The following is a 17,788-nucleotide window of genomic DNA, read 5'->3' on the forward strand; positions in this document are numbered from 1 at the left end:
TCATGACGGTCTCCTCGGGGAGCGTTGCGCTCTCGCCGAAGCATACAAGCAGACGGCCGCGGCGGCACCCAGGTTAAGGCTCTCGGCGCCGCCGTAGATCGGCACGCGTACCCGCTTGTCGGCGGCTTTCAGCACGTCGTCGGGGAGCCCGTGGGCCTCGGAGCCGAACAGCCAGGCGGTCGGCGAGGCCAGCGAGCCGTCGTCGAGCAGCTCGTCGAGGTCGGCGTCGCCGTAGCCGGTGGTGGCGAGGACGAGCAGCCCGGCGGCGCGCAGGTCGGCGGCGACCGTCAGCGGCGCCCGCACCACGTCCACGTTGAACAGACTCCCGGCCGAGGACCGCACACACTTGCCGTTGTACGGGTCCACGGCGTCGCCGGCGAACACCACCGCAGCCGCCCCGGCGGCGTCGGCCGTGCGCAGCACCGTACCCGCGTTGCCCGGATCGCGGATCTCCGCGACGATCGCCACCAGCCGGGGTTGCTTGGCCAGGGCCTCGGCCAGCGGCACGTCGACCTGCTCGCACACCGCCACCAGCCCCTGCGGCTGGACGGTCTCGGCGAGCGCGGCCAGCCCCTCGTCGGTCACCGGGGACACCACGGGCGCCTGCAGGGCCAGGTCGCCGTGGCGGGTGAGCGCCGCGTCCGTACCGAAGAGTTCGAGGACGACGCCCGCGGCCAGGGCGGACCGCACCGCCTGGGGTCCCTCGGCGAGGAAGCGACCGGTCCGGTCGCGGTCGCGGCGGCGCTGCAGGCGCCGGGCGGCGACCACCCTGGGGGTACGCGGGGTGAAGGTCACGCTCTTCCTCCGGGGCGAGGAGCATCGGGGCGCCTCCCGGACGAACCGGAAGACGCCCCGAAAGGACTTGCTCAGGCGGCCTGGGCGGCGGCGCCGCCCGTGCCCTCGGCCGCGACGGCGGCGCGGGCGATCTCGACGATCGCCGCGAACGACGCGGCGTCGTTGACGGCCAGGTCGGCCAGGATCTTGCGGTCCACCTCGACGCCGGCCAGCTTCAGGCCCTGGATGAGGCGGTTGTAGGTCAGGCCGTTGGCCCGGGCGCCCGCGTTGATGCGCGTGATCCACAGCTGGCGGAAGTCGCCCTTGCGGTCACGGCGGTCGCGGTACGAGTACTGCATCGAGTGCAGCACCTGCTCCTTGGCCTTGCGGTACAGCCGCGAGCGCTGACCGCGGTATCCGCTGGCGGTCTCCAGCAACGTGCGACGCTTCTTCTGGGCGTTCACTGCCCGCTTGACGCGTGCCATTTCAGTACTCCTAACAGGGGAACGGTTGTGGCGCGCGCGTCAGCGGCCCAGCAGCTTCTTGACTCGCTTGGTGTCGGCCTTGGCCACGACGACCGTACCGGTCATCCGGCGGGTGACGTGGGAGGACTTGCCCTCCAGCAGGTGGCGCTTGCCGGCCTGCTCGCGGACGATCTTGCCCTTGCCGGTGACCTTCACCCGCTTACCCATGCCGGTGTGGCTCTTCATCTTCGGCACTTGAACGCCTACTCTCTCGGCCCCGCGATCCGGGGGGATTACCTACTCTGCGGTGGTGTCGGCTGCTACGGCCGGCGGTGCCTCGGCACCATCGCCCTCACGCGGCTCCCGCGGCGGGCGGGCGTTGGCCGCGACAGTCGCCGCGGCGGCGGCCTTGGTCGCCCGGTGGGGGGCCAGCACCATGATCATGTTGCGGCCGTCCTGCTTGGGACTGGCCTCGACGAAACCCAGCTCCGAGATCTCTTCGCTGAGCCTGCGCAGGAGCCGGAAACCCAGCTCGGGGCGGCTCTGCTCACGACCGCGGAACATGATCGTCACCTTGACCTTGTCGCCCGCCTTGAGGAACCGCACCACGTGACCCTTCTTGGTCTCGTAGTCGTGCGGGTCGATCTTCGGGCGGAGCTTCATTTCCTTGATGACGGTCTGTTGCTGGTTGCGCCGTGCCTCGCGCGCCTTGAGTGCACTCTCGTACTTGAACTTTCCGAAGTCCATGAGCTTGCACACCGGCGGACGGGCCATGGGCGCGACCTCGACCAGGTCCAGGTCCACGTCCGCGGCCAGCTGCAGGGCGCGCTCGAGCGGGACGATGCCCACCTGCTCACCCTCGGGGCCGACCAGTCGGACCTCTCGTGCCCGGATCTGTTCGTTAACGCGTGGTTCGACGCTGATGGGGCCTCCTCAGAACGAATGTCATGTCCTGGGCTCTCCCCGGTTTCCGGCCGCGGAAAGCCCTGCCAATGTCGGTCGGCCTCACGCCACCCCCGACGAGCCACGGGGCGACGGGAAAGCAGAAGGCCCCGGCGCATGCCAGGGCCCGCTCGACCGGTCATCGGCGTCCAGGAGGACGCACACCCACCGCGGGATATTCCCGTGATCGGTTGACCGGACCCGGACGCCACCACGCCCGATCAAGGGCGAGAGCGACACGGGTGGGAACCAGCGGGCTCCTCTTTCGCGCCCGGTACCCGTCGGAGCGGAGCTCGTCAGGAGAGAACGCAGGCGTGGTCGACTGTGAGCCACTCTACCAGCTCAGTCGGACGAGGCCGAATGAAGGGCCCGCAGCGCCCGGACCCCCTCCACGGCGTACTCCTTGTCGGCGGCCTGCAGCGCGTGTACCGGCACCGTCTCGTCGTCGTGCAGCTCCAGCGCCGCCCAGGCGGAGTTGCGGTCGAAGCGCACCGCCCGCACCGCCGACCAGGGCAGGTCGAAGTTCCCGATGACGTTGCGGATCTGCACGTGATCGGCGTCCGCCCGGACCCGCGGCCGGGTGAAGGCCAGGATGCCCAGCGCGGCGAGCACGCCCAGGCCGATCATCGCGGTCTGGTCGCCGCGCTCGAACTGTCCGAGGCCGTCGCCGGTGGACCCGTGCAGGCCGAAGCTGAGCGCGGTGAACAGGATCACCACGGCGGCCGCGGAGAGGCCGGCAACCCAGCGGATGCGCCGCGGCCGGAACACGACCACCTCGTGCGTCGGAGTCTTCACGCCCACCACTCTCTCACTCACAACCGGCAGTTGGAGATGTCGGTCACCAGGATGGCGCGGGCGCCGAGCTCGTACAGCTCGTCCATGATCCGGTGGACCTCGGCGCGGCGGACCATGGCCTGCACGGCGACCCAGCCCTCGCGGTGCAGCGGGGAGACGGTCGGCGACTCGATGCCCGGGGTCAGCGCGGTGGCGTTCTCCAGCAGGTCCGCCCGTACGTCGTACGCGAGCATCACGTAGCTGCGCGCCACCAGCACGCCCTGCAGGCGCCGGACGAGCTGCGCCGCCTTCGCCTCCGTGCCCTCGTCGTCGCGGCCGATCAGGATCGCGGACGAGCGCAGCAGCGGCTCCCCGAACGTGACCAGCCCCGCCTGGCGCAGTGTGGTGCCGGTCTCGACCACGTCGGCGATGAGGTCGGCGACGCCCAGGCGTACGGCGTTCTCCACGGCGCCGTCGAGGCGGACCACCTCGGCCTTGAGGTCGCGCTCGGCCAGGTAGCGCTCGACCACGCCGGGGTAGGCGGTGGCGATGCGCGAACCGCCGATCCCGGACTCGGACGAGGAGGCTCCGGCCGGTGCGGCCCAGCGGAACGTCGCCCCGCCGAAGCCGAGGTCGAGCAGTTCCCGGGCCGGGACGCCGGAATCGACCAGCAGGTCGCGGCCGGTGATGCCGAGATCCAGATCACCCGAGCCCACGTACGTGGCGATGTCGCGGGGACGAAGGTAGAAGAACTCGACATTGTTGTCCTCGTCACGGCAGACGAGGTCCTTGGCGTCGGTGCGCTGGCGGTATCCGGCGTCGCGCAGCATCTGGGCGGCCGGTGCGGACAGGGTTCCCTTGTTGGGTACGGCGATACGCAGCACGGACGTGCTCCTTCGATCGATCTCGATGGCGGCGGAGGGCACGTCAGAGATGTCGGTACACGTCCTCGAGCTCGAGCCCGGTGGCGATCATGAGCACTTGTGCCTGGTAGAGCAGCTGCGACAGCTCCTCGGCGGCCCGCTCGGGCCCCTCGTGCTCGGCGGCCATCCAGGACTCGGCGGCTTCCTCGACGACCTTCTTGCCGATGAAGTGCACACCCTTGTCCAGTGCCGCGACGGTGCCCGAACCCTCGGGCCGCTCCGCCGCCTTCGTCTGGAGCTCGGCGAACAACTCTTCGAACGTCTTCACGGGAGCCGATTGTTGCAGCTCATTACGGAGTGACGACGGACGGCCCCATCCCTTGGGACGTGGGTTAGCCTGCCCCTCATGGTCAGCAGAAACACCTTCGCGGCGCTGGGCGGCGCCGTTGTGCTCCTCGCCACGCTGGGCGCGTGCGCCCCGGCCGACGAGACGGGCTCCCCCGCCGCGGGCGGCCCGGCCTCGGCGTCGAACGCCGCGTGCGCGAAGGGCGCGCTCGCCACCCGGACCGCGGGCAAGCTCACGATCGGCACCGACAACCCGGCGTACGAGCCGTGGTTCAGCGACAACAAGCCGGCCAACGGCAAGGGCTTCGAGTCGGCGGTGGCGTACAAGGTCGCCGAGCGGCTCGGCTACCCGGCGGCGAACGTCGTCTGGACCCAGGTCACCTTCAACAACGCGATCGCGCCCGGGCCGAAGACGTTCGATTTCGACATCAACCAGTTCTCGATCACGCCGGAGCGCCGGAAGGCGGTCGACTTCTCGTCGCCGTACTACCTGGTCCGGCAGACCGTCATCACCACCAAGGGCTCGAAGATCGCCGCCGCGGCGTCGATCGCCGAGCTCCGGGACGCGAAGCTGGGCGCCCAGGTCGGCACGACCAGCTACCAGGCGATCGACGAGCTGATCAAGCCGTCCGCCAAGCCCCAGGTGTTCAACAACAACGACGACGCCAAGAAGGCCCTCGAGAACAAGCAGGTCGACGGCATCGTGGTGGACCTGCCGACGGCGTTCTACATGACCGCGGCGGAGCTCGACGACGGCCTGATCGTCGGCCAGCTGCCGCAGGTGGGCGTACCGGAGCAGTTCGGCCTGGTCCTTGATCTGGGGTCGAAGCTGACCCCGTGCGTCAGCGAGGCCGTCGAGCAGCTGCGCCAGGACGGCACCCTGACGGAGCTCGAGAAGACCTGGCTCGCCAGCACCGGCGGGGCACGCGAGCTTTCGTGACCACGGAGCTCTACCGGCCCAGCGAGATCCAGCGCGGGCGGGTCGCCTACCGCAGGCGGCAGACGATCCGCTCGGTGCTGCTCGCCGCGCTGTCCACCGCGGTGGCCGGCGCCGCCCTGGCCTTCGCGGTGACCGGCGCGCCCGGCTGGGACAGGGTGAAGTCCTCGTTCTTCGACCCGGACGTCGCGGTGAGGTACCTGCCCGACATCCTCGACGGGCTCTGGCTCAACATCCGGCTGCTGGTCGTCTGCGCCGCCGCCGCGCTGGCGCTCGGCCTGCTGGTCGCGGTGCTGCGCACGCTGCGGGGCCCGGTCTTCTTCCCGGTACGCGCGCTGGCGACCGGCTACACGTACGCGTTCCGCGGCCTGCCCCTGATCATCGTGCTGTACGTGTGCACCCTCGGCGTGCCCGGTCTGCGCCTGCAGGGCATGCCCAGCGTGCTGGTCCTCGGCGGCGCGGCGCTGGTGATCACGTACGGGGCGTACCTGGCCGAGGTGTTCCGGGCCGGCATCGAGTCGGTGCACCCGAGCCAGCTCGCCGCCGCCCGGTCGCTGGGCCTCACCTACCGGCAGACGATGCGCCACGTGGTGCTGCCCCAGGCGGTACGCCGGGTCGCCCCGCCGCTGCTCAACGACACCGTCGCTCTTCAGAAGGACGTGGGACTCGTGTCGCTCGCCGGCCCGATCGACGCCGTGCGCGCCGCCCAGATCGCCACGGCGCAGGACGCCAACTTCACGCCGTACATCGTGGCCGGGGTGTTGTTCGTGCTTCTCGCCCTGCCGCTGATCGGCGTGACCGACTGGGTGACGCTGCGCGCCGCCCGCCGCCAGTCCGCGGGGGCCTGACGTGCTGCTCTCCTGCGAGAACGTGCGCAAGACGTTCGGGCCCACGGTGGTGCTCGACGACCTGTCGCTGGAGGTGGACGAGCACCGGGTGGTGGCCCTGATCGGCGCCTCCGGCTCGGGCAAGTCGACCCTGCTGCGCTGCGTCAACCTGCTCACCGGCATCGACGACGGCACGATCCGGCTCGACGGCGAGGACATCACCGACCCGCGGGTCAACCCCGACCTGGTCCGCCGCAGGATCGGCATGGTGTTCCAGTCCTACAACCTGTTCCCGCACATGACCGTGCTGCGCAACATCACGCTCGCGCCGGAGAAGGTGCACGGCCGCCCGGCCGCCGAGATCCGCGACCAGGCGATGGAGTGGCTGGGCCGGGTCGGGCTCGCGGACAAGGCGAACAGCTATCCCGACCGGCTCTCCGGCGGCCAGCAGCAGCGGGTGGCGATCGTCCGGGCCCTGGTCAACAGCCCCCGGCTGCTGCTGCTCGACGAGGTGACCTCCGCGCTCGACCCGGAGCTCGTCGGCGAGGTCCTCACCATGATCCGTGGCCTCAAGGAGGAGGGCATGACCATGGTGCTCGCCACCCACGAGATGGGCTTCGCCCGCCAGGTCGCCGACCGGGTGGTCTTCCTCGACGGCGGCCGGGTGCTCGAGGCCGGGCCGCCGGAGCAGGTGCTCGGCGACCCGGTCGAGGCGCGGACCCGGCAGTTCCTGGCCCGCATCATCGAGGCCGGCCGGCTCTAGCTCAGCCCTTCTCGACGGCGCGGATCGTGAGCGCGGCGTCGAGCACGGCCACCGTGCTCTGCCAGCCCTTGTCCTCGATCGAGTCCTCGAGGCCGGCGCGGTCCTTGGCCTGGCCCAGGCTCTCGACGGTCAGCACGCCGTGCGCCACCGGGGTGCGCTCGTCGAGCGCGACGCGGGTCAGGCCCGCGGTCACCGCGTCGCAGACGTAGTCGAAGTGGGCGGTCTCGCCCCGGATGACCACGCCCAGCGCGACCACGGCGTCGCACTTCTTCGCCAGGGCCTGCGCGACGATCGGCAGCTCCACCGAGCCGGCGACCCGGGCCACGATCACGTCGTCCACGCCGCACGACTTCGCCGCCGCCTCGGCCCGCTCGACCATGTGGTCGACCAGGTCGGCGTGCCAGCGCGAGCCGACGATGCCGAGCTTGAGCCCGGCGGCGTCGACGGTCTGCAGGTGCGGATCCCCGAAACCGGCCATGGTGCCCCCTTTTTTCGTGTCAAATGCTGCCACAGCCGAGCCGGACGCTCAGCCCAACGCCTCGAACAGGTGCCCCATGCGATCCCGCTTGGTTCGCAGGTAGCGGACGTTCTCCGGATGGAGGCGCACGGGCATCGCCTCCCGCCCGGTGATGGTCAGCCCGTAGCCCTCCAGGCCGGCCCGCTTCGCCGGGTTGTTGGTGAGCAGCCGCATCGAGCGCACGCCCAGGTCGTAGAGGATCTGCGCGCCGGTGCCGTAGTCCCGCGCGTCGGCCGGCAGGCCCAGCTCGAGGTTGGCGTCGACGGTGTCCAGCCCGCGGTCCTGCAACTGGTACGCCTGCAACTTGTGCAGCAGCCCGATCCCCCGCCCCTCGTGCCCGCGCATGTACAGCACCACGCCCCGCCCGGCCAGCGCCACGCGCTCCAGGGCCGCGTCGAGCTGCGGGCCGCAGTCGCACCGCACCGAGGCGAAGACGTCGCCGGTGAGGCACTCGGAGTGGACGCGTACCAGCACGTCCTCGCCGTCGCCGAGGTCGCCGTACACCAGCGCGACGTGCTCGGCGCCGTCGACGGCCGCCCGGTAGCCGACCGCGGTGAAGTCGCCGTGCTCGGTCGGCAGCCGGGTCTCCACGACCCGCTCCACCTGCTGCTCGTGCCGCCGCCGGTACGCGATCAGGTCGGCGATGCTGATCAGCGCCAGGTCGTGCTCGGCCGCGAACTTCTCCAGGTCGGGCAGGCGCATCATGGTGCCGTCGTCGTTGACCAGCTCGCAGATCACGCCGGCCGGCCGCAGCCCGGCGAGCGTCGCCAGGTCGACCGAGGCCTCGGTGTGCCCGGGCCGGCGCAGCACGCCGCCCGGCCTGGCCCGCAGCGGCACCACGTGGCCGGGGCGGGAGAGGTCCGTGGGCCGGGTCTCGGCGCTCGCCAGCAGCCGGATCGTGTGCGCCCGGTCGGCGGCCGAGATGCCGGTGCTGATGCCCTCCCGCGCGTCGACCGTGACCGCGTACGCGGTGCCCCGCCGGTCCTGGTTCGTGTGGAACATCGGCGGCAGGTCGAGGCGGTCGGCCTCGTCCTCGGTGAGCGGCACGCACACGTACCCGGAGGTGTATCGCACCATGAACGCGAGCAGCTCGGGCGTGGCGTGCTCGGCGGCGAAGATCAGGTCGCCCTCGTTCTCCCGGTCCTCGTCGTCCACGACGATGACCGCCTTGCCCGCGGCGATGTCCTTGACGGCCCGTGCGACGTCATCCAACATGGCGGTCCCCCAGCATCTTCTCGACGTACTTCGCGATGACGTCGACCTCGAGGTTGACCGGGTCGCCGACGCCCTTGGATCCCAGGACGGTGAGCTTGAGCGTGGTGGGGATCAGCCCCACCTCGAACGTGTCGGCGGAGACCGCCATGACGGTGAGCGAGACCCCGTCGACCGTGATCGAGCCCTTCTCCACCACGTAGCGGCCGAGCCCGGACGGCAGCGAGAAGCGCAGCACCTCCCAGTCGTCGGCGGGCTCGCGCGCCACGATCGTCGCGACCCCGTCGACGTGCCCCTGGACGAGGTGCCCGCCGAGGCGGCTGCCGACCGTCGCGGCCCGTTCCAGGTTGACCGGGCTGCCCGGCCGCAGCGCGCCCAGCGACGAGCGCCGCAGCGTCTCGCCCATGACGTCGGCGGTGAAGACCCCGCCGTCGTTGTCGATGACGGTGAGGCAGACCCCGTTGACCGAGATGGAGTCGCCGTGCCGCGCGTCCGACGTCACCAGGGGCCCGCGTACGGCGAGCAGCGCCGAATCGCCGGCGCCTTCCGTGAGGCGCACGACCTCGCCCAGTTCTTCCACGATTCCGGTGAACATACAAGGTCCTCTATTCCGAATATGGGTGGCGGGCGGGGTGGTCGGATGGCTTCGGACGGACGATCGCCGTCAAGCGCAGGTCGGGACCGATCCGTTCCAGGTCGGTGAGGTCGAGGTCGAGGGCCTCGGCGATGGTGGTGACGCCCGCGCCGGCCAGCGCCGCCCGCCCGTCGCCGAGCAGCTTCGGCGCGACGTAGCCGACGACCCGGTCGACCAGCCCGGCGGCCAGGAACGCGCCGGCCAGGGTCGGGCCGCCCTCCAGCAGCGCGGCCCGGACGCCGCGGGCGTAGAGGGCGGTGAGCAGGGCGGAGAGGTCGACGCGGCCGTCCGGTCCGGCGCCGACCGCGGCCGCCGTCGCGATCCAGGTCCCGGCGGCGGCGTCGCGCACCCGCGCCTTCTGCGGGGTACGCCCGAGCGAGTCGACCACCACCCGCAGCGGCTGCTTGATCGCGAGGCTGCCGTCGCGCAGGTCGCGGACGGTCAGCTGGGGATCGTCGGCCAGCACCGTGCCGACCCCGGCGAGGATGGCGTCGACCGTGCTCCGCAGCCGGTGCACGTCGGCCCGGGCCGGCTCCGAGGTGATCCACATGCTGGTGCCGTCGGCCGCCGCCGAGCGCCCGTCGAGCGTGGCGGCGTACTTCCAGGTCACGTACGGGCGGCCGCGGCGCACGGCGGTCAGCCAGGCGACGTTGCCGGCTTCGGCCTCGGCCCGGCGTACCCCGGTCACCACCTCCACCCCGGCCCCGCGCAGCGTGGCCGCGCCGCCCGCCGCGACCGGCGTCGGGTCGTCGACGGCGATGACCACGCGCGTGATGCCGGCGGCGATGAGCGCCTGCGCGCACGGCCCGGTCCGCCCGGTGTGGTTGCACGGCTCCAGGGTCACCACCGCGGTGCCGCCGCGGGCGCGCTTCCCGGCCTGGGCCAGCGCCACGATCTCGGCGTGCGGGCCGCCCGCGTACGCGTGGAAGCCCTCCCCCACGACGTCGCCGTCCGGGCCGAGCAGCAGGCAGCCGACGACCGGATTGGGGCTGGTGGTGCCGAGCCCACGGGCGGCCAGCGCGACCGCGCGGCCCATCGCCTCGTGCTCGGTGACCATCTCCCTGCCTTTCCCTGACGCGGTGCGGTCACGCGCGGGAGGGAAAGGGATGCAGGGCCGGGAACCGGACATCGGGGGACGCGTCGCGCCGCCCCGGGGCGAGGGCACGCCGCGACGAGCCCTCGGTCCTGTTCCGCGCGCTGTCTCCCATCCGGACTGTCTGACCGATCGGCGTGTGCCGGTCGATCAACCGTCGGCCCCGGAATCTCACCAGGTCCACCGGCCGTCGTGGTACGACGTCCGGGTCGCGGGCTTACCCCCCGGTCAAGGGAGGATCACCGCCGGTTCGGAATTTCACCGAGTCCCGCCAGCGCGTGGTGGGTCACCGATCAGTCTTGCACGCGATCGCCGACTTGCCACCTGACGGGCGACCCAGGTCACAGCGGATCGTCGTTGTTCTCCGAGTCGAGGCGGCGCCGGTCGATCGCGACGTACGAGCCGGGCTGGCTCTTCGCGACCTTCTTCATCTCGGAGGCCACCGCCACCACCGCCCGGTGGTCCATGTAGTTGCGGCCCCCGGCGGTGGACTGCGCGACGCCGATCGAGAGCGTCACCAGGGCGGCCCGCTGCTTGCCGCCGCGCCGGTCCGGCACCTCGATGTAGCCGCGCTCGGCGTCCTCCGGGTCGTACAGCCGGTCGGCGGACGCCTCGAAGTCGGTGACCATGTGCTTGGTCAGCGGCAGCACCTGGTCGGGGTGGCAGATGAAGACGAAGTCGTCGCCGCCGATGTGCCCGAGGAACACCGACGGCCGGCCCGCGGCGGCCGCGGCCCGGTGCAGGCTGCGGGCCAGCACGGTGATGAACTCGTCGCCGCGGTCGAAGCCGTACACGTCGTTGACCGGCTTGAAGCGGTCGATGTCGACGTAGCCGACGGAGAATTCCCCGCCCGCCTTCATCCGGTCGACGATCTCCCGGGTCACCCGGGCGTTGCCCGGCAGCCCGGTCAGCGGCGACACCTCGCGGAACTCCTTGTTGCGCCGCAGCGTCGAGGAGACCCGGGCCATCAGCTCCGCGGTGTCGAACGGCTTGACCAGGTAGTCGTCGACGCCGGCGGTCAGCCCGACGACCTTGTCCACGGTCATGCCCTTGGCGGTCAGCATGATCACCGGCAGCGCCGAGGTCAGCGGCTCGGCGCGTAGCCGGCGGGTCAGCTCCACGCCGTCCATCCGGGGCATCATCCAGTCGACCACCGCGAGGTCCGGGCGGCGCGCCTCGATGAGCTCGAGCGCCTCCTGGCCGTCCCGGGCCCGGACGACGTCGAAGCCGTGCACCTTCAGGTTGAAGGCCACGAAGCCCGCGATGTCGTCGTCGTCGTCGACGACCATGATCAGGTCGGGCCGGTCCTCGGACTCGGTGCCGGCGGCGGCACCCGCGCTCATCGCCGCCCCGCCCGCGGCTGCCCGGCCGCTCACGCCCGGACGGTGGTGCGCTCGGCGAGCGCCCGCAGCCCGCGGATCGCCTCGGCGGGGTCCTGGGCGCCGTAGACGGCGGTGCCCGCGACGAACGCGTCCGCACCGGCCTCCGCGGCCTGCTCGATCGTGTCGGCCGCGATGCCGCCGTCCACCTCCAGGCGCACCTCGAGGTTCTTGGCGGTGATCCGCCGGCGCACGTCACGCACCTTGTCCAGCATCTCGGGCAGGAACTTCTGGCCGCCGAAGCCGGCCTTGATGGTCATGATGAGCAGCGTGTCCACGTACGGCAGGAGCTCGAGGTAGGGCTCCACGGGGGTGTCGCGGTCGATGGCCAGCCCGGCCTTGGCCCCCGCGGCGCGCAGCGTCTTGGCGAGTGCCACCGGGTTGTCGCAGGCCTCCGCGTGGAACGTGACGTTGTACGCGCCGGCCTCCGCGTACCCGGGTGCCCAGCGCTCCGGGTCGTCGATCATCAGATGCACGTCGAACGGGATGCTGGTCGCCTTGCGCAGGCTCTGCACCACCGGCAGGCCGATGGTCAGGTTCGGCACGAAATGGTTGTCCATGACATCCACGTGCACCCAGTCCGCCGCGCCCTCGATGTCGTGCACCGCGTCGGCGAGGTGCGCGAAGTCCGCGGCCAGGATGCTGGGTGCGATGATCGGCGATGACTCCACCGGAGAAGTGTATGGCCTCCGCGCGCCCGCCCGGGATACTCATCGGATTATGACGGAGAGGCTGGCATGCGACTTGCCGTGGCACTGACGGCGGTGATGGTCACCGCCGGGTGCACGACCGCGCCCGGCGGCGCCGACGGCGACCTCACCGACGACTGGCCGCCGCCGCCCGCCCCCTCCCCGTTCCGGCCGGCCGCGCACGCCTGCCACGTCCGGCTCCCCGAGACGGCGTCGGCGGCGGACCGCCCGGTGAGCTGCGACCAGGTCCACGTCAGCGAGACCTTCCACCTCGGCACCGCCGCCGACGCCGACGTGCCGCCCGCGCCCGGGACCCCCGGCGCCCGCGCGGCGTACCGCGAATGCTCGGACGCGGCGGTCACCTTCACCGGCGGCCAGTGGCGCACGGCCCGCCTCGCCGTCCACGTGGTGTGGCCGGCCCGGGAGGCCTGGTCCCGCGGGGCGCGCTGGTTCCGCTGCGACCTCACCCAGACCGATCTTGACGGGTACGGCCGGAGCGGACGTTCCGGCAGCCTCGAGGGCGAGCTGACCCGCCCGTCCCCGCTGCGCCTGACCTGCTTCGCCCCCACGGTGGACGGCGGGACGGTCACCGCGATGCGCCCGGTGGCCTGCGCCGCAAAACACCGGGCCGAGTTCGCCGGCCTCTGGCACGCGCCCGACGTCGCGTACGCGAACCTCCAGGCCGGCACCGCCCGCGCCGCGACGGCCTGCCGCAGCGTGATCGCCCGCTTCGCCGCCCTGCCCGACGACGCCGACATGCAGTACCGCAGCGGCTGGATCTCCTACAACCCGACCCGCACCGAGTGGCTGGCCGGCGAGCGCCGGGTCCGCTGCTTCCTGTACTTCGCGGAGCGGACCTGGACCCGGTCGTTACGCGGCGCGGGCCCGTCCGTGCTCCCCGCCGGCTGACGCCTATCGCCCGGAACGGTTCCGGCCCCGCTCGTTACGCGGTCCCGGAATGTTCCCGCGGGGCGCCAGCTCGTTCGGTGCCACCGCGCTCGCGCTCCGGTCGAACCGGTGCCGGCCCCAGGAGGAACTCCGGCGCCAGGGGGCGATCCCGGCCGTACGCGCGACGACGCCGTACGCGACCGACTCCTCGACCGTCGCCACGGGACGGGGCTCGCGCTCCGGACGCCACTGCACCACCGGCCCCAGCCGCGGCCATTCCAGCTCGAAGCCGTCGAGCAGATCCATGATCTCGGCGTGCCTACGCGCCCGGAACGGCCCGTGGCCCGCGCCCGGCGCGGAGAGTTCCCGGAGCCGGTCGGCGTGGGCGGGCCGGAGCGGATCGAACGTCACGTGCGACACCGCGAGGTACGACCCCATGGGCAGGGCCGTGCCGAGCCGCTCGACGACCCTGCGGGCGCGCCCCCGGCCGGGCAGGAAATGCAGGACGGCCAGCAGCAGCACCGCGACGGGCCGGCTGAGGTCCAGCGTGTCCCGGACGACGGGGTCGGCGAGCACGGCGTCGATGTCCTCGAGGTCGCCCGGCACGAACACGACGGCGCCGCCCGGTTCGCTGGTGAGCAGCGCGCGGGCATGCGCGCCGACGAGGAGGTCCACGTCGACGTACAAGACCCGGCAGCGCGGGTCGACCTTCGACGCCACCTGCGCCGGCCCGCGCCAGGTGGACCTCGTGGCCGTACCGGTCGGCGAGATCCGCTTCGGCCGCGCCGGGGCGCATCGCCGGCTGGCCGCCGCCTACGGCTACGACGTGACCCGCGACCCGCACTGGCCGCTGCTGCGCGAGGCGCGCGAGCTGAAGATGACGATCGCGGCGGTGCCGCTGCTCGCGAGCGGCGCGGGCGTCCGGGAGGAGTTCCTCCGGCGGATCGATTCCGTACGCCGGGCCGACACGACGGCTCGCTGGATCCCGTACGGGAAACTCAGCGCAGCCGCCGCGTCAGCCCCGTCCCGTCAGCGCGGCGAGCCGGCCTGAGCGGCGAATCCCCACCCGGGCACCGGGTCGCCGACGTCGTGGGTGGCGAAGAAGTCGGTGACCTCGGCGATCTCCTCGGCGTCGGGCTGGTCGTTCACGCACTCCGAGCCCGCCCACGCCCCGGACATCACCTTCTCGCAGGGGCTGCCGGGGCCCAGGTCGGGCAGCGACAGGATGTGGCCGAGCTCGTGCACGGCGATCCGGGACGGCTTGTAGAGCTGGGCGTCGCCGACCTCCAGATACACCCAGCCCTGGCCCAGGCCGTTGAGGAAGACGTGGGACTGGGTGCCGTTGGCCGTCTTGTACTCCTTCACCCGCAGCGCCGCCGGGGTGTTTTGCTCGACGATCCGGATCGACGGCACGGACCTGTTCCAGATCGTGATCGCCTCGCGCACCGCGTCGGTGTACGAGCCGGCGAGCAGCAGGTCGATCGGTACGACCTCCGGCCCCGGATCCGCGGCGCGGGCGGGACCGCCCACCGCCACCGAGGTGGCACACGCCAGCACCATTGTGGACAACAGCTTCAGAGCTCGGGTCACGGAGACGCCTCCATACACATCGATTGACGTCAGTGCAGAGTGACAAATCCGCGCAACCGGCGCGACGGCTCAGCTCGTGCGGCGCAGCACCGCCAGGAACATCGCGTCCGTGCCGTGCCGATGCGGCCACAGCTGCACCGTCGGGCCCGGGCCGAGCTTCGGCATCCCCGGCGGCAGCAGCGGCCGCGCGTCCACGAAGTCCGCCTCGACCCCGCTGCGCCGCGACCCCTCGGTCACCGTCACCTGCGTCTCCACCATGTGCGGCGAACACGTCACGTACGCCACCACGCCGCCCGGCCGCACCGCCCGCAGCGCCGCGACGAGCAGCTCCCGCTGGAGCCGGGTGAGCGGCGGCAGGTCGGCCGGCTTGCGGCGCCAGCGCGACTCCGGCCGGCGGCGCAGCGAGCCCAGCCCGGTGCACGGCGCGTCGACCAGGACCCGGTCGAAGGCCTCCTCGGGCAGGTCGGGGTCGCGGCCGACCGTACGCCCGTCGGTCGGCAGAACGGTGACCGGCAGCCCGGCGGTGGCCTGCTCGACCAGCCGGGCCCGGTGGTCGGCGACCTCGACCGCGGTGACCTCGGCGCCGCGCTGGGCGGCGATCGAGCCGAGCAGCCCGGCCTTGCCGCCCGGGCCGGCGCACAGGTCCAGCCAGCGGGTGTCGCGGCCCTCGATCGGCGCGGCCAGCAACGCCGCCGCGACCAGCTGGGAACCCTCGTCCTGGACGTGCGCGCGGCCGTCGCGGATCGCGGCGAGCTCGCCGGGCGCGCCACCGTTGAGATAGACCGCGTACGGCGAGAACGCCCCCGGCACCCCGTCGACCTCGTCAGCGAGCTCCACGGCGTCGGCCCGGCCGGGGCGGGCGCACAGGTGCACGACCGCCGGCTGGTTGTCCTCGATCAGCAGCCGGGCGGTGTCGTCCAGGTCGCCGCCGAGCGCCTCGGCGAACGAGCGGATGATCCACTCCGGATGGTTGTGCAGCACCGCGAGGTTGCCGACCGGGTCCTCGGCGTAGTCCGGCGCCAGCTTCGTCAGCCAGTCGTCCAGGCTCGTCTCGGAGATGCCGCGCATCACGGCGTTGGCGAACCCGGACGCGCCGGGCGCGACCGCCCGGACCAGGTCGACGGTCTGGTTCACCGCGGCGTGCGCCGGCACCCGGGTGAAGAGCAGCTGGTACGCCCCCAGCCGCAGCGCGTCCCGGGCGGGCGGGTCGATCCGCGCCACGTCACGACCGGCCGCCGAGGCGATGATCAGATCCAGCGTGCCGAGCGCGCGCAGGGTGCCGTACGTCAGCTCGGTGGCGAACGCGGCGTCGCGCCCGTGCAGCCCCATCCCCCGCAGGATGTCGGCGAGCACCAGGTTCGCGTACGCGTCGTCGCGGTGCACGGCGGCGATCGCCTCGTACGCCGCCTGCCGGGCCGGGTCCGACGGCGGGCGACCGGCCCGCGGTCCGCGTCCGGTGCGGGCGTCGCGTCCCTCGGTACGGCCGTAGCCGGGTCCGCCGGGGCGCCGCGGCCGCCCGGAGTTGTGCGGGCGGTCGGCGCGGTGCTCGGAACTCACTGAAGCTGCTCTCCCGGGTTGATCCGCAGGCCGCGCGCCCAGTCGCTCGCGGACATGGGCTTCTTGCCGGCGGCCCGGACCTCGCCGAGGACCACCGGGGTGGTGGCGGTGCCGGCGAGCACCTGGGTGCGCTCGACCAGCAGTTCGCCGGGTTTGAGGGTGACCGCGTTGGCCACCGGGCGCACCGGGCCGAGCTTGAGCCGCTCGTCCCGCAGCGTCGTCCACGCGCCGGGCGCGGGCGTGCACGCGCGGATCCGCCGGTCCACGGCGAAGGCCGGATCGTCCCAGCGCACCCGGGCGTCCTCGACGCTGATCTTCGGGGCCATGCTGACCCCGTCGGCCGGCTGCGGATGCGCGCGGGCGGTGCCGGCCTCGATCGCGTCGAGCACGGCGACGAGCAGCCCGGCGCCCTCGGTGGCGAGCCGGGCCAGCAGGTCGCCGGAGGTGTCGGTGGGGCGGATCTGCTCGGTGAGCGTGCCGTACACCGGACCGGTGTCCATGCCGGCCTCCAGCTCGAACACGCTGGCGCCGGTGACCTCGTCGCCGTGCAGGACGGCGTGCTGGACCGGCGCGGCGCCGCGCCACGCGGGCAGCAGCGAGAAGTGCAGGTTCACCCAGCCGTGCCGGGGAATCTCCAGCGCCGCGGGCGGGACCAGCGCACCGTACGCGACGACCGGCACGCAGTCGGGCGCGATCTCCCGCAGCCGCTCCTGGAATTCGGGCTCCCGGGGACGCTGCGGGGTGAGCACCTCGATGCCGCGCTCGTCGGCCCACGCGCCGGCGGGCGAGCGGACCAGCCGGCGCCCCCGGCCGGCGGGCGCGTCGGGGCGGGTCACGACGGCGACCAGTTCGTGCGAGGACGCGGCGATGGCGTCGAGGGACGGGAGGGTGACCTCCGGCGTACCGGCGAAGACGAGGCGCATGCTCATCGCCCCAGACCGAAGATGCCGCGGCCGTGCGGGCTCGCCTTGATCACCGGCGGCTTGCCGGCGTCGTACCAGTCGGCGGCACGGATCTGCTTCATCGCGTCCTTCCGGGCGGCGGCGTCGAGGCGGTCCAGGAACAGCACCCCGTCGAGGTGGTCGGTCTCGTGCTGCACGCAGCGGGCCATCAGCCCGGTGCCGACCAGCCGGATCGGGTCGCCGTGCTGGTTGAAGCCCTCCGCGACGACGTTCTGCCGGCGTTTGGTGTCGACGTACACGCCGGGGATGGACAGGCAGCCCTCGGGGCCGTCCTGTTCCTCCTCGTCGGGGAAACTCAGCACCGGGTTGACGATGTGCCCGACCACGTCGTCGACGTCGAACGCGAACACCCGCAGACCCACCCCGAGCTGCGGCGCGGCGAGACCGGCACCGCCCTCATCGCGCATGGTGTCGGTGAGGTCCTTGACGAGGGTACGCAGCTCCCTGTCGAAGTCGGTGACCGCGTCGGCCTGCGTACGCAGCACCGGGTCGCCGAACAGACGGATGTTCTGGACGGTCACGCGGTGCCACTCCTGCCTGGGGTACACATCTCGGTCGCCATCGGGTCTGTCGCCATC

General features: G+C 72.6%; 22 protein-coding genes, 1 pseudogene and 1 riboswitch. Of the genes and pseudogenes, 5 read left to right on the forward strand and 18 right to left on the reverse strand.

The annotated features are described in order from the left end of the window. The 7 genes from CLV70_RS21195 to CLV70_RS21225 all read right to left on the reverse strand — a co-directional run bounded on the left by CLV70_RS21195 (nucleotide 1) and on the right by CLV70_RS21225 (nucleotide 4,145). A complete protein-coding gene (locus CLV70_RS21195; protein ID WP_106128291.1) occupies nucleotides 1–795 on the reverse strand; it encodes a TrmH family RNA methyltransferase in 795 nt (264 codons plus the stop codon). A gap of 71 nt (nucleotides 796–866) precedes the next feature. Next, nucleotides 867–1,259 (reverse strand): 50S ribosomal protein L20, encoded by a 393-nt coding sequence (rplT, locus tag CLV70_RS21200; RefSeq protein WP_015623965.1) that lies wholly within the window; start codon nucleotides 1,257–1,259, stop codon nucleotides 867–869. 39 nt (nucleotides 1,260–1,298) lie between these two features. After that, entirely contained in the window at nucleotides 1,299–1,493 is a 195-nt protein-coding gene (rpmI, locus tag CLV70_RS21205) for a 50S ribosomal protein L35 (RefSeq protein WP_071807036.1), read from the reverse strand. Nucleotides 1,494–1,535: 42 nt separating this feature from the next. Beyond that, a complete protein-coding gene (gene infC, locus CLV70_RS21210) occupies nucleotides 1,536–2,162 on the reverse strand; it encodes a translation initiation factor IF-3 (RefSeq protein ID WP_106128292.1) in 627 nt (208 codons plus the stop codon). 360 nt (nucleotides 2,163–2,522) lie between these two features. Further along, the gene (locus CLV70_RS21215) at nucleotides 2,523–2,984 is read right to left on the reverse strand and encodes a PH domain-containing protein (protein ID WP_425440194.1); all 462 of its coding nucleotides are present in this window, start codon (nucleotides 2,982–2,984) and stop codon (nucleotides 2,523–2,525) included. A gap of 8 nt (nucleotides 2,985–2,992) precedes the next feature. Further along, nucleotides 2,993–3,838 (reverse strand): ATP phosphoribosyltransferase, encoded by an 846-nt coding sequence (hisG, locus tag CLV70_RS21220; protein WP_106128545.1) that lies wholly within the window; start codon nucleotides 3,836–3,838, stop codon nucleotides 2,993–2,995. 43 nt (nucleotides 3,839–3,881) lie between these two features. Then, the gene (locus CLV70_RS21225) at nucleotides 3,882–4,145 is read right to left on the reverse strand and encodes a phosphoribosyl-ATP diphosphatase (RefSeq protein WP_106128293.1); all 264 of its coding nucleotides are present in this window, start codon (nucleotides 4,143–4,145) and stop codon (nucleotides 3,882–3,884) included. A gap of 78 nt (nucleotides 4,146–4,223) precedes the next feature. Between CLV70_RS21225 and CLV70_RS21230 the strand changes: the two genes are divergently transcribed. From CLV70_RS21230 to CLV70_RS21240, 3 genes are read left to right on the forward strand one after another with little or no spacing between them, the layout of a single operon-like run. Then, entirely contained in the window at nucleotides 4,224–5,102 is an 879-nt protein-coding gene (locus CLV70_RS21230; RefSeq protein ID WP_106128294.1) for an ABC transporter substrate-binding protein, read from the forward strand. After that, nucleotides 5,099–5,947, forward strand: a complete 849-nt coding sequence (locus CLV70_RS21235; protein WP_106128295.1) for an amino acid ABC transporter permease — start codon at nucleotides 5,099–5,101, stop codon at nucleotides 5,945–5,947. Before CLV70_RS21230 ends, CLV70_RS21235 begins: the two co-directional genes overlap by 4 nt. Before the next feature lies 1 nt (nucleotide 5,948). Beyond that, entirely contained in the window at nucleotides 5,949–6,689 is a 741-nt protein-coding gene (locus CLV70_RS21240) for an amino acid ABC transporter ATP-binding protein (protein ID WP_106128296.1), read from the forward strand. Between the two features lies 1 nt (nucleotide 6,690). Here the strand turns inward: CLV70_RS21240 and ribH are convergent, their stop codons facing one another. The 6 genes from ribH to rpe form a co-directional block, all read right to left on the reverse strand. Continuing rightward, nucleotides 6,691–7,167 carry a 6,7-dimethyl-8-ribityllumazine synthase gene (gene ribH, locus CLV70_RS21245; protein ID WP_106128297.1) on the reverse strand — a complete coding sequence of 159 codons (477 nt, stop codon included), beginning with the start codon at nucleotides 7,165–7,167 and terminating at the stop codon, nucleotides 6,691–6,693. Between the two features lie 48 nt (nucleotides 7,168–7,215). Further along, entirely contained in the window at nucleotides 7,216–8,421 is a 1,206-nt protein-coding gene (locus CLV70_RS21250) for a bifunctional 3,4-dihydroxy-2-butanone-4-phosphate synthase/GTP cyclohydrolase II (protein ID WP_106128298.1), read from the reverse strand. Further along, a complete protein-coding gene (locus CLV70_RS21255) occupies nucleotides 8,411–9,013 on the reverse strand; it encodes a riboflavin synthase (RefSeq protein WP_106128299.1) in 603 nt (200 codons plus the stop codon). Before CLV70_RS21255 ends, CLV70_RS21250 begins: the two co-directional genes overlap by 11 nt. Before the next feature lie 10 nt (nucleotides 9,014–9,023). Beyond that, nucleotides 9,024–10,109 (reverse strand): bifunctional diaminohydroxyphosphoribosylaminopyrimidine deaminase/5-amino-6-(5-phosphoribosylamino)uracil reductase RibD, encoded by a 1,086-nt coding sequence (gene ribD, locus CLV70_RS21260; RefSeq protein WP_106128300.1) that lies wholly within the window; start codon nucleotides 10,107–10,109, stop codon nucleotides 9,024–9,026. 135 nt (nucleotides 10,110–10,244) lie between these two features. After that, nucleotides 10,245–10,425: riboswitch (FMN riboswitch) on the reverse strand. Nucleotides 10,426–10,486: 61 nt separating this feature from the next. Continuing rightward, nucleotides 10,487–11,488, reverse strand: coding sequence for a GGDEF domain-containing response regulator (locus CLV70_RS21265; RefSeq protein WP_106128546.1), 1,002 nt, complete (start codon nucleotides 11,486–11,488; stop codon nucleotides 10,487–10,489). Nucleotides 11,489–11,517: 29 nt separating this feature from the next. Beyond that, nucleotides 11,518–12,195 carry a ribulose-phosphate 3-epimerase gene (rpe, locus tag CLV70_RS21270; protein WP_106128301.1) on the reverse strand — a complete coding sequence of 226 codons (678 nt, stop codon included), beginning with the start codon at nucleotides 12,193–12,195 and terminating at the stop codon, nucleotides 11,518–11,520. A gap of 66 nt (nucleotides 12,196–12,261) precedes the next feature. Here rpe and CLV70_RS21275 point away from each other — a divergent pair, with 66 nt between their 5' ends. Continuing rightward, the gene (locus CLV70_RS21275) at nucleotides 12,262–13,122 is read left to right on the forward strand and encodes a septum formation family protein (RefSeq protein WP_106128302.1); all 861 of its coding nucleotides are present in this window, start codon (nucleotides 12,262–12,264) and stop codon (nucleotides 13,120–13,122) included. Between the two features lie 3 nt (nucleotides 13,123–13,125). Here CLV70_RS21275 and CLV70_RS21280 read toward each other — a convergent pair whose 3' ends face one another. Further along, complete coding sequence (locus CLV70_RS21280; protein WP_245908372.1) at nucleotides 13,126–13,776, reverse strand: SAM-dependent methyltransferase; 651 nt, start codon at nucleotides 13,774–13,776, stop codon at nucleotides 13,126–13,128. A gap of 34 nt (nucleotides 13,777–13,810) precedes the next feature. Here CLV70_RS21280 and CLV70_RS21285 point away from each other — a divergent pair. Continuing rightward, nucleotides 13,811–14,152, forward strand: a pseudogene (locus CLV70_RS21285) (aminoglycoside phosphotransferase); the annotation flags it as partial. On the opposite strand, the gene CLV70_RS21290 reads toward CLV70_RS21285, so the two are convergent. The 4 genes from CLV70_RS21290 to def form a co-directional block, all read right to left on the reverse strand. Then, entirely contained in the window at nucleotides 14,131–14,691 is a 561-nt protein-coding gene (locus tag CLV70_RS21290; protein WP_211303831.1) for a snapalysin family zinc-dependent metalloprotease, read from the reverse strand. The pseudogene CLV70_RS21285 and the gene CLV70_RS21290 overlap by 22 nt on opposite strands. A gap of 69 nt (nucleotides 14,692–14,760) precedes the next feature. After that, nucleotides 14,761–16,248 (reverse strand): RsmB/NOP family class I SAM-dependent RNA methyltransferase, encoded by a 1,488-nt coding sequence (locus CLV70_RS21295; RefSeq protein ID WP_106128305.1) that lies wholly within the window; start codon nucleotides 16,246–16,248, stop codon nucleotides 14,761–14,763. Then, on the reverse strand, nucleotides 16,245–17,171 hold the full coding sequence (gene fmt / locus CLV70_RS21300; RefSeq protein WP_106128306.1) for a methionyl-tRNA formyltransferase: 927 nt from the start codon (nucleotides 17,169–17,171) through the stop codon (nucleotides 16,245–16,247). The genes CLV70_RS21295 and fmt overlap by 4 nt, the downstream gene beginning before the upstream one ends. Nucleotides 17,172–17,173: 2 nt before the next feature. Further along, on the reverse strand, nucleotides 17,174–17,731 hold the full coding sequence (gene def / locus CLV70_RS21305) for a peptide deformylase (RefSeq protein ID WP_106128547.1): 558 nt from the start codon (nucleotides 17,729–17,731) through the stop codon (nucleotides 17,174–17,176). Nucleotides 17,732–17,788 lie beyond the last annotated feature (57 nt).

The sequence above is a fragment of the Pseudosporangium ferrugineum genome, assembly GCF_003002065.1.
GTDB lineage: Bacteria > Actinomycetota > Actinomycetes > Mycobacteriales > Micromonosporaceae > Actinoplanes > Actinoplanes ferrugineus_A.